Source organism: Flavobacterium orientale (assembly GCF_014638005.1).
Taxonomy (GTDB): domain Bacteria; phylum Bacteroidota; class Bacteroidia; order Flavobacteriales; family Flavobacteriaceae; genus Flavobacterium; species Flavobacterium orientale.
In genome coordinates, this window is sequence record NZ_BMFG01000006.1 from 205,419 (window position 1) to 215,059 (window position 9,641).

Annotated in this window: 9 protein-coding genes; 6 read left to right on the forward strand and 3 right to left on the reverse strand. The window is 31.1% G+C overall.

Annotated features, from left to right (window positions below; translation table 11 throughout):
- Positions 1-62 precede the first annotated feature (62 nt).
- The 3 genes from IEV15_RS09555 to IEV15_RS09565 form a co-directional block, all read right to left on the reverse strand.
- Complete coding sequence (locus IEV15_RS09555; RefSeq protein ID WP_188362299.1) at positions 63-1,460, reverse strand: tetratricopeptide repeat protein; 1,398 nt, start codon at positions 1,458-1,460, stop codon at positions 63-65.
- A gap of 184 nt (positions 1,461-1,644) precedes the next feature.
- Positions 1,645-2,832, reverse strand: a complete 1,188-nt coding sequence (locus tag IEV15_RS09560) for an aspartate aminotransferase family protein (RefSeq protein WP_188362300.1) — start codon at positions 2,830-2,832, stop codon at positions 1,645-1,647.
- Positions 2,833-2,895: 63 nt separating this feature from the next.
- Entirely contained in the window at positions 2,896-4,515 is a 1,620-nt protein-coding gene (locus tag IEV15_RS09565) for an OstA-like protein (RefSeq protein ID WP_188362301.1), read from the reverse strand.
- 353 nt (positions 4,516-4,868) lie between these two features.
- Between IEV15_RS09565 and IEV15_RS09570 the strand changes: the two genes are divergently transcribed.
- The 6 genes from IEV15_RS09570 (at position 4,869) to IEV15_RS09595 (ending at position 8,529) form a co-directional block, all read left to right on the forward strand.
- Positions 4,869-6,191 (forward strand): tyrosine-type recombinase/integrase, encoded by a 1,323-nt coding sequence (locus IEV15_RS09570; RefSeq protein ID WP_188362302.1) that lies wholly within the window; start codon positions 4,869-4,871, stop codon positions 6,189-6,191.
- An 11-nt stretch (positions 6,192-6,202) separates the two neighbouring features.
- Positions 6,203-6,799 (forward strand): hypothetical protein, encoded by a 597-nt coding sequence (locus IEV15_RS09575; protein WP_188362303.1) that lies wholly within the window; start codon positions 6,203-6,205, stop codon positions 6,797-6,799.
- Positions 6,800-6,872: 73 nt separating this feature from the next.
- Positions 6,873-7,151, forward strand: a complete 279-nt coding sequence (locus IEV15_RS09580; RefSeq protein WP_188362304.1) for a helix-turn-helix domain-containing protein — start codon at positions 6,873-6,875, stop codon at positions 7,149-7,151.
- Between the two features lie 5 nt (positions 7,152-7,156).
- Positions 7,157-7,651 carry a hypothetical protein gene (locus tag IEV15_RS09585; protein WP_188362305.1) on the forward strand — a complete coding sequence of 165 codons (495 nt, stop codon included), beginning with the start codon at positions 7,157-7,159 and terminating at the stop codon, positions 7,649-7,651.
- Complete coding sequence (locus IEV15_RS09590) at positions 7,644-8,255, forward strand: hypothetical protein (RefSeq protein WP_188362306.1); 612 nt, start codon at positions 7,644-7,646, stop codon at positions 8,253-8,255. Before IEV15_RS09585 ends, IEV15_RS09590 begins: the two co-directional genes overlap by 8 nt.
- 25 nt (positions 8,256-8,280) lie before the next feature.
- Positions 8,281-8,529, forward strand: coding sequence for a hypothetical protein (locus tag IEV15_RS09595; protein WP_188362307.1), 249 nt, complete (start codon positions 8,281-8,283; stop codon positions 8,527-8,529).
- Positions 8,530-9,641 lie beyond the last annotated feature (1,112 nt).

The following is a 9,641-nucleotide window of genomic DNA, read 5'->3' on the forward strand; positions in this document are numbered from 1 at the left end:
GTTCCGTTGTTAGAACGGAACGCAAATTAGGGAAAAATTTGTAAAAATTTTAGAAATAGTTCTTAAGTTTTTAAATGTTTTGTTATTACATTTTGGATTATTTTTCTGCTCCAAACTACCGGGAATAATTCTTCTAAAACTGTCACATTATCCGGACTTAATCGCAAGCCATTAATTAAATGAAACTTACCTTTGGTGTTGTCTTTCAGCATGTAATAAATTCCGGCTAATCGGTATTCCAATTCAAAGGAATCAGGAAAATATTCTGACGCTTGCAATAAGGTTTGAATTGCACTGTCAAATTCGCCTAAAAACTGCATGATATCGACCCAAAATAACCAAGTGTCTAATTCGTAATCACCAAATTCTACTGCTTTTCTATAACCAAATTCAGCTTCTTCATAGAAATTCATTTGACGGTTGATGGTAGCATATCGCTTCCAGTACAGCTGATTTTCGTTATCAATAGCTAAAGCTTTATTCACATAAAACAAGGCTTTTTGATAGTTTTTGGAACGAATATAAAAATCCGTTATGGCAATCCAACCTTTATCCAAAAGCGGATCTTCGTGTACGGTTTTGTTATAATATTTTATTGCTTCTGCTTTATTGCCCAATTTCTCATGACACTTTCCAATTCGCAATAATGCGTATGATGTGGGATCTTCAAGAGAAATGGTATGCTCATAACTTTCTATGGCTTCTTTGTAACGTTTTAATTTTTCTAAAGATTTTCCTTTTTCCATGTGAGCTCCAATGAAAAAGTCGTCAATTAGCGTTGCATAATCAAAACTACGCAATGCATTTTCGTAATCTTTAATGATGTAACTCAAACGACCTTGTTGGTGCCAAGCAATTTCGCTGTAGGGATTTTTGTCGATGTAACTGTTCAAAAAATCAATAGCTTCCTTGTGTTGGTCTAAAAATTCAAAACAATATACAACATTATATAATGCTGATTGGTCTTCGAAATCATCTTCAAGACACAAAATGAAATGTTTCTTTGCCAATTCTAAATTATCAAGAAATAGGTATTCCATTCCTATCAAGTTGTAAACATCGGCAAAATCTTCAGTAAATTCTAATGCTTTTTCTAATTCTTGTATGGCTAACTCATGTTGGTCTCGCTTCGAGAAAATGTTAGCTTTTTGAATGTAGATTTCTTCATTGTGAGGCTCGATAGCATACAATTCATTAAGCATTTTTTCTGCTATATCAAGCTTGTCGTCATAAATCAACATTTCAATGTGTACCAATTTTAAACCGGTAGATTTGGGATGTTGTTCGAGAGCTAATTTTAAGGCCTTTTTTGCCAGAGATGCCTTGCCCATATCCAGATAATGAAGAATGATTTCTTCAAATTCCTCGGAATCAAAAAAGAGGACTTTATTGGTCTTCAACATTGATTCAAATTTGGATAAGGATACGTTGTAATCGTCTTCTTCGTGACTTAAATGCATACTCAGTATTTTTTAAAATTATCCTTTTCTAAAATTAGTCAAGGTTTATATTGAAAATAGGAAAAAGAAGATATGTTGTGAACAATTTAATTAACAATTTTTTGGTAATTGGTGATGGGTAATTGGTGATGGGTAACCTATTTTTCGTAAAGGCAACTACCTATTGCCCATTGCCTTTAACCTATTACCCCTTTAGATGAATTTCATCCAATGCCTCAATAATCAATGCACAACCTTCTTTAATTTCTTCTTCAGAAATGGTTAGTGGTGGTGTAATTCGGATAGCTTTACCTTCGAATAAAAGCCAAAATAAAATCAAACCTTTATCTTGACATTTAAAAATTACTTCATTTGTAATTTCCGGTGTTTCTACCATGGCCGCCAACATTAATCCTTTCCCTCTAACTTCTTTAATCAAAGGATGTACCAAAAGTTCTCGAAATAATTTTTCTTTGACTAAAGTCTGCAAAATCAGGTCGGTTTCTGTTATTTCACGCAGGGTTGCCAAACAGGCTGCCGCTATGACAGGATGTCCGCCAAAAGTGGTGATATGTCCTAATTTCGGATTGTCACTCAACAAATCCATATAATCCGATTTGGCTGTAAAAGCTCCAACCGGCATTCCGCCACCCATTCCTTTTCCCATAATAACTACGTCAGGAACCACATTATAGTTTTCAAAACCAAATAATTTTCCTGTTCTGCCAAAGCCGGGTTGAATTTCATCGACTAGTAAAAGTGCTCCTACTTCCTCGCAACGCTTTTTTACTTTTGTTAAAAATCCGTTTTCAGGTTGAATGAAACCAGCTCCGCCTTGAATACTTTCTAAAATGACTCCGGCTGTTCGGGTTGTAATTTTTGCAATATCTTCTTCGTTGTTGAATGTGATAAAATCAACATCGGGTAGTAATGGTCGAAACACTTGTTTTCGCTCTTCAAATCCCATCACGCTCATGGAACCCATTGTGTTTCCGTGATAGGCATTGTGACACGATATAAACTGACTTCTTCCGGTAACTCTTCGGGCTAATTTTAAAGCTCCTTCAGTTGCTTCAGTTCCAGAATTCACCAAATAGGTTTTGTTCAAAGGTTCCGGCATTAATTCAGCCAAAAGACGACAAAAAGCAACTGCAGGATCTTGGGCGTATTCGCCATAAACCATGACATGTGAATATTTATCCAGTTGGTCTTTAATGGCTTGATTCACTCTGGGATGTTGATGACCTAAACTACAAGCGGAAACTCCAGCCACAAAATCCAAATATTTTTTACCATTAGTATCAAAAATATAAGAACCCTTTGCATGGGAAACTTCCATCGCAAGGGGATAAGGTGAGGTTTGAGCTTGGTATTTAAGGAAATCTTGTTTCATTGTGGGTGATTACTGGAAGGTGATGGGTAAAAGGTAAAAGGGTTTATTAAAAACATAGTACTTTTAACTACTTTTCTTTTTATCATCAACTTCCAAAGTTTCTTTTCTGACCTCTAGAGGTGTGTCTTCCTTCTTTTTCTCTTCTTCGGTCTCTTTTTTCATTTTAAGATCATAAACATTTTCTTCTTCGGGAAAAATATCGTCTTTCGATTGTATTCGTTCATCGCCTCGCCAAATAAAACCTCTCAATTTTCTTGCGTTTTCGGGGAGTTCAGTTTCGGGATAAATATCACCATCTACTTGCGTGAAAAAAGTGATGGTTTCAATTTGATTGCCGTCTAAAATCATGTTGATACTACTACAGGCACTTTTATTGATTCCAATCAACTCCTGTTCGTCGTTTCGCATGTAATAAATCACTTCGGTGTTTTTGACCACGTCTACTTCATATAATTTATTATCGCGAAATTTTCCGAACAGATTTTGGCCTTTCACTTGATTGTATCCTGTTCCTATGGTGTCTTTTGAAGCTATGAAAGTATTGTTCAATACTTTTAATGAATCTAACTTTTCGGTTTCTTTATTTGAAATGAGGTGCATCACATCACCGGTCATTTGGTTGTCATAATTCCACATTACAGGACGTCCAATCAATTTAGTAATGCCCACTTTTTCTGAGGAGTGCAACGAATCACATTTTCCACTCATGTCTGTTTTATAAAATCGAACATTAGGAAATGCTCGTACCACACGATCTTCCGGTTTTCCGGTAACTATTAATTTTTTTCCGTGTATGTATAAGGTGTCGTTTTCAACCAAAGTCATCGCTACTGCCCGATGGGTCATCATTAGCGAATCTTTAAGGCGATATACTTCGCCATAATGTCCTTTTACTACACTTTTGTTAATAGAATCAGTCACTTTTACATTTCGTGTAGCTGAGGCAAACTCTCTGTTACGGTCATAGTAGAGACTGTCTCCTTCAATCAAACGATTGTTGTATTTGATGTATGAATTCTTTACAAAATGTGAAAAATTCCTCTTGGTGTCATAAAACCCTTTTTCAGTATAAATGAAGTTTTCATCACTCGTAATGGTTGATGGTCCAAAGAGATAAGCGTGACCCACATTTTCATAATAATCCAAATGGTTGGTTTTGATCACATATTTAGGATTTGTGATTGTAACGGCATTTCGGAACTGGTACATTTTTCGCTCTACAATATAAGTCCCGGCTTGGCTGACTAATACATTTTCTTTGTCGTTGATAGTTCCACCCGTTCTGTAAAAAGCTTGTTGTGAATTACGGTCAAAATTAACTACTTCCGATCTTAATGTAGAACTTGGTGAGGTCATAATCACATTTCCGGAAGCATAAGCTTGTTTATTTTCGCCATTATATTCTGCATAAGTGCTGGTCAGCGTGATCGTATCTCCTTGAATCATTCGAACATCACCAAAGGCTTTGATATAATTTTCTTTTTGAAACCAATAGGCTTTATTGCAATACATCAAAACACCATCATGAGATACTCTAACATTACCATATAATAGTACGGCATCAGGAACTTCATCCTGATCGACATTAAAAAACTCGGAGTATTCAACGATAATCTTTTTTGCTTGTTGAGCCGATACTATCGGAACAACGAATAAAAGCAGCAGTATTACAATTTTTTTCAAACGTGAAATTTTTGTCAAAATTACTAAAATTGAAAGAAGTACAAGATTTGTTAAGAATTATTTAGGCTAAACCTTCTAATTTAAAACAACCTTGCATAAAAAAAGTCTGAAACTATATAAATTTCAGACTTTTTTGTGGAGTCGGAGAGAATCGAACCTATTTAATTTAGTTAATTTTTTAAATCAGTATTTTAATAGCTAAATGCCTTATTTTATTACTACTTTCAGATGTTTAATAAAATAATATAGAAAGACTAAGTAAGATAAAATAAGAATAAATTAGCAAAATGTCGGCACCCGGTCGGCACCCGTAAAATAAAATTATTATATTTGAATGTTCAAAATATAATAAAATGGCAACTTTAAAATATTTCATCAAAGGAAATAGTAATATTTCTACAATTTATTTAAGACTGGTGCAAGGTCGTAATGTGGATTTAAAAAAATCAACTTCTTTATTGATTAATTCTAATTACTGGAATAATAAAAAAGGAGAAATTCGACAAATTGCGGAATTTGAAAATAAATTAAACTTAAAAAATGATTTAAACGATCTTTCGAACCACGTTTTAAATTCTTTCAACAATTGTTATGCAAATGGAGTTTTAATAAATTCTGAATGGTTAAATGATACTATAAAATCGTTTTTTAATCAAAGTGAAGATGTTGATTTTAACTATTTTGTTGATTATGCTGAATACTTTCATACAAACTTAAAAAACAAAGTCCAAAAAACTGGGGTTACTGGGGTTACTATTGCAACCGAAAAAAAGTACAGAACGATCATAAATAAAGTAAAGGATTTTGAAAAGTACAAAAAGAAAAAAGTAAAACTTATTGATATAGGTTTAAAATTTCATAAAGATTTCATTCATTTTTTACATGATGTTCAACAATTAAATTTTAACACTACTGGAAAATATTTAGTTTTTGTTAAAACTATTTGTTTAGATGCAAAAAAGTACGGATTAAAAATAAATCCAGATATTGAGAAAGAAGACTTTAGGCCAACAAAGGAAAAAGTATCTTTTATCACTTTGAATGAAGATGAAATTCAAACTATTTTCAATCATGATTTTAAAAAAACACCTTATTTAGAAAATGCTAGAAACTGGTTAATAATTGGAGTTTGGACTGGGGCACGTGTTAGTGATTTATTGAAGTTTACAAAAAAGAATGTTTCAAATGGATTTATTGAATACACCGCAATAAAAACCAATCAAAAAATAGTTTTACCATTACACCCACAAGTAAAGGAAATACTTGAAAGATTGAATGGAGAATTTCCAAAACAAATTTCAAACCAGAAGTTTAATGATTATATTAAATTAGTTTGTCAAGATGCAAAAATTGAGAATGTTGTACTAGGTGCAAAACAAACCAAAATTAAAGAGAAAGTTTGGAGAAAAACAAAAGGAGAATTTAAAAAATATGAATTAGTAAGTACTCACATTTGTAGAAGATCATTTGCGACTAATCACTATGGAAAACTACCTACACCGGTAATAATGGCCGTTACCGGGCATACAACGGAGGCACAATTTTTAAAATATGTGGGGAAAACTGCTAAAGATAATGCGGATGTTTTAAACGATTTTTGGCAAGTCCAGGACAAATTAAAAAATCAAAAGGCACCAGTAATGGAGGTAATTTTAAATGATGTTGTAAATAATTAAAACGATTGAAGATGTCAAGTAAAGATATACAAACGAGTGATTTTGAATTACAAAAAACTTTACAACTTATTTTTGAAATACCAGAACGTTTAAATAGAATTGATAATGTTACTAAAAGGGAATTATTAGTTGATATTGGTAAACGAATATATAGTATTTTAAGTACGGTTAATAATAGATTAATAGCTTGTCCACACGAAACATTTGAATATGCAGCTTCAAATACTTATCAATTATTTAACTACTATGATCTAGAAAATTTAAAAGTATTGATTGAAAAAAGTATTGAAAATAAGATTAAAAAAGATGAATATCAAAAATTATTCTTTAGTCCAGGCCTCAAATTATTTGATTATTTGAATACTGAATTTAATAAAGAAAAGGCACCCACTACAAAATATACAATTATATTTCATTTTTTAAATAATAAAACATTGTTAGCATGTTCAAGAATAGAATATTTAAAGTTTGTAAAGGAATATTGTAACTTAAAAATAAAATTCTCTAGACTGGATTTTTTAGAATATAGAAATGAAAAGTTTATCAAAAACGAACAAGAATTAACTTTATTGTATAACGATTTTTTAAAACTTAATACTATTGAGTAGAACTGAGTTTATTTTGAGTTTTTCATAATTGAATTTTGCTGAATGTAATTTAAAAACTTAAAAACATTCAGTTATGGAAAAAATTCAATTTATCGAAACATCTCCAAATTCTTTGGCAAATTTGATTGATGAAAAAATTAAAATTCAATTAGAAGATTTAAAAAGAAACTTTGCACCTAAGGAGCCGGAGGAATTTTTGAGCCGGAATGAAACCGCAAAACTTTTGAAAATCTCTTTAGTTACTTTGCACCAATGGAGTAATACTGGAATAATTAAACCTATGAAGATGGGTAATAGAACTTATTTCAGTAGAAAAGAATTGACTGAAAAAATGTATAACTCAAACAAGTAGTTATCATGGAAACTGGCAAAGTAAAATTTGAAAGAGCTGAATATTTCAGAATTTCAAAAAATGAAAAAGATGTAATTTTTGATTATGAAATTACATCTTTAAAAACAACGTTTAAAAATTCATATTTCTATGATAAAATAAGAGTTGAAAAGGATAACGGTTTTCATGATCGAAGTAGAAATTTTGACTATTGGTTATACTTTAGAAATGATACAAATTGGAAAAGATGTCGTAAAACCGGACTAGCTAAAACGAGTTTGAAGGATTTTTTTGAGGGAAATATTTCAAAAGAATTACATCTTCATGTTAAAAATTTCAAAGGGAAAAACTATGAAACTGAGCAACATTTAATTATTGTAAATCAAAGTAATGATTTTGAAAAGTTGATTATTGATGTTTTTAAAAATTTCTACATTCATGATAAAAAGTTATTGAAAATTTTTATTGATGAACATTTTCAAAAACATTATTCAAATAAAATATTTGAAGATCATGAATGAAATTAAAATTGATAATAATGAAGTGAAGAATTTTCAATTTGTCTTTTCAATAAATCAAAAAATTATACTGGAGTATCTTTTGAATATAGGATTAACAACTAAAGAAATTAATCAAAATGAAATTTGTTTAATATCTTTTATTGTAAATGTTTCAAGGTTAAACTATTGTAAATCAATTTTTATTGACAATGAACAATATTTTTTTATCATGAATAATTTTATAATAAATAATTTGATTTTTTTTAGAATTGGTTCCCGGCAAATTGGAAATATGATTAATAAATTGGAACGTTTAGGAATGTTGAAAAGGCATATCGAAAATAAAAATTGTAGGTATCTAAAGGTTAATGATTTTATTTTAAATGGATGGAATATTACTGATGAAAATTTCACAATCATTGATAAATTAAAAAGATTTAAAAAAAATCTATGGCAAACAATTGAAAATGATTTTGGAAATGAAAATGAATTTAAACTTTGGGTATCTTCTTTTGATGCTCAAGAAAATAGGAGCGGAACCGAAAATTTAAAAGATGTTGCAAGTAGTCTTTATAAGTATTTAGAAACTTGTAAAAGAAATAAATTAAAAGGAAGGCCTCACTAAATATTAACATTAAATAAATAAAATTATGAACACAAACGAAATTACAAACCTGATCAAATCAATTCAGATTAAAGAAAATGAAATTCAATTAATGAAACAACTTGCAACCGCAAAAGGATTTATTCAATATTATTTTAGTCATTTAAAAAGTAGTGCAACTAAAGAAGATGCGTTTTCTAAAGTGAATGAATTATATCTTCAGTACTTTGGAGAAACTCGATTTAGTAACTATTTAGAGTTTAAACAAACTTTGAAGGTTATCTATTCAATGTAGGTTAAAATATAGACAACCATAGAAATTAATTACTAAGGGGGTATGAAGTTTATTTCTAAGGGGGTATGAAGTTTATTTCTACATATTAGAATATAAAATAAATAGAAGATAAAAAGAGAGAGTATTTAAAATGCTCTCTCTTTTTTGTTCAAAATAGTTTTAATACTGGCAATGATTAAAACCGTTTCAAAGATAAAAAATTCCAGTCAGTATTAAGGGGATATGGGGTAAAATCTCTACAACTTTTAAATGTTGTACATCGCTGTTTAGTCAAGATTTTACTCAGAGAATAAAAATGTAGGGGGGGTATGCATTATATTTCTATGGTATAAGTTTTATTTCTTAAGTCAATTTCATTGAGAGTGTGCCGGGTACCAATATCACAATTAGTGGCAACTATTTCGAGTCATTCTCATTCAGAATATTCCAGGAACCAATATTATAATTAGTGGCAACTATTTCGAGTCATGCTCATTCAGATCGTTCCAGGAACCAATATCACAATTAGTGGCAACTATTTCGAGTCATGCTCATTGAGAGTGTGCCGGGAACCAATATCACAATTAGTTACTACTATTTCGAGTCATGCTCATTCAGATCGTTCCAGGAACCAATATCACAATTAGTGGCAACTATTTCGAGTCATGCTCATTCAGAATATTCCAGGAACCAATATCATAATTAGTGGCAACTATTTCGAGTCATGCTCATTCAGATCGTTCCAGGAACCAATATCACAATTAGTTACAACTATTTAGAGTCATGCTCATTGAGAGTGTGCCGGGAACCAATATCACAATTAGTTACTACTATTTAGAGTCATGCTCATTGAGAGTGTGCCGGGAACCAATATCATAATTAGTGGCAACTATTTCGAGTCATGCTCATTGAGAGTGTGCCGGGAACCGATATCACAATTAGTGGCAACTATTTCGAGTCATGCTCATTCAGATCGTTCCAGGAACCAATATCATAATTAGTGGCAACTATTTAGAGTCATGCTCATTGAGAGTGTGCCGGGAACCAATATCACAATTAGTTACTACTATTTAGAGTCATGCTCATTGAGAGTGTGCCGGGAACCAATATCATAATTAGTGGCAACTATTTAG

What these genes read in the sequence shown, in the direction of transcription:
- IEV15_RS09555 (WP_188362299.1), bottom strand. Translation starts at nt 1,460, where the DNA reads ATGCATTTAAGTCACGAAGAAGACGATTACAACGTATCCTTATCCAAA.
- IEV15_RS09560 (WP_188362300.1), bottom strand. Translation starts at nt 2,832, where the DNA reads ATGAAACAAGATTTCCTTAAATACCAAGCTCAAACCTCACCTTATCCC.
- IEV15_RS09570 (WP_188362302.1), top strand. Translation starts at nt 4,869, where the DNA reads ATGGCAACTTTAAAATATTTCATCAAAGGAAATAGTAATATTTCTACA.
- IEV15_RS09575 (WP_188362303.1), top strand. Translation starts at nt 6,203, where the DNA reads ATGTCAAGTAAAGATATACAAACGAGTGATTTTGAATTACAAAAAACT.
- IEV15_RS09580 (WP_188362304.1), top strand. Translation starts at nt 6,873, where the DNA reads ATGGAAAAAATTCAATTTATCGAAACATCTCCAAATTCTTTGGCAAAT.
- IEV15_RS09585 (WP_188362305.1), top strand. Translation starts at nt 7,157, where the DNA reads ATGGAAACTGGCAAAGTAAAATTTGAAAGAGCTGAATATTTCAGAATT.
- IEV15_RS09590 (WP_188362306.1), top strand. Translation starts at nt 7,644, where the DNA reads ATGAATGAAATTAAAATTGATAATAATGAAGTGAAGAATTTTCAATTT.
- IEV15_RS09595 (WP_188362307.1), top strand. Translation starts at nt 8,281, where the DNA reads ATGAACACAAACGAAATTACAAACCTGATCAAATCAATTCAGATTAAA.